Origin of the sequence: Massilia aurea (genome assembly GCF_024753205.1) — a bacterium.
Lineage (GTDB): Bacteria > Pseudomonadota > Gammaproteobacteria > Burkholderiales > Burkholderiaceae_D > Telluria > Telluria aurea.
In genome coordinates, this window is sequence record NZ_JANUGZ010000034.1 from 1 (window position 1) to 764 (window position 764).

A 764-nucleotide genomic window follows, 5' to 3' on the forward strand; every position below is an offset into this window, starting at 1 on the left:
CGATTACAGCGACCCGGGTTGGTACAAGCACCCAGCCGGTGCCCTGGCCTACGAATGGAGTGGCGCTCCGCTTGAAGCGGTCAGGAGTACGTCGGCCGGTGGGCAGTCTATGCCTGCGCCGAAGCCAGCGCAGAACGTAGAGTTTAACGTCCGCAAACCGTCGGGCCACTCCGGGCACTGACCGTAATTAGGGTTGCTAAGTAAGGTAACCGAATCGGAAGTCGTCACTAGCGGTCAGAAAACGACAGCTAATCTAATTTGAAAGAAAAGATACCAAATGAAAATCGCAAAAATCGTCGCCCACATCGCAGCAGCTACGTTTGCGCTCATCACTGTTAATAGCGCTATGGCCCAATCGCATGACCACGGAAATCATGCAGAGACTGCCGTCGCTGGCCAGGAGACAGCTATGTCCGATGGCGAAATTAAGAAAGTAGACAAAGACACCGGTCGCCTCACTATCAAACATGGCCCGCTTGAAAACTTGGGCATGCCAGGCATGACGATGGTGTTTGGTGTGAAGGATGTGTCAGCTCTCGATGTACTCAAGGCAGGCGACAAAATCAAGTTTGTCGCCGAAAAGCTTGAGGGACGATACGTTGTCACGCAGTTGGCAGTTCAAGACTAAGTTAGAGCAGTAGAAGGCGTCGTCGTCCGAACTCAGCGTCGATGCCGGCAGCAATGAGATGTGATGAGTATGTTTGCAACCAACCAAGGAGTAAATATGAAAATCTCGAAAATCGCACTCGCTTCGTTCGCGTTCG

1 protein-coding gene is annotated in these 764 nt (G+C 52.2%); it reads left to right on the forward strand.

Annotated features, from left to right (window positions below; all coding sequences use genetic code 11):
• The first annotated feature begins 277 nt into the window (after window positions 1-277).
• Window positions 278-628 (forward strand): copper-binding protein, encoded by a 351-nt coding sequence (locus NX775_RS23920; RefSeq protein ID WP_307732431.1) that lies wholly within the window; start codon window positions 278-280, stop codon window positions 626-628.
• Window positions 629-764 lie beyond the last annotated feature (136 nt).

What these genes read in the sequence shown, in the direction of transcription:
- NX775_RS23920 (WP_307732431.1), top strand. Translation starts at nt 278, where the DNA reads ATGAAAATCGCAAAAATCGTCGCCCACATCGCAGCAGCTACGTTTGCG.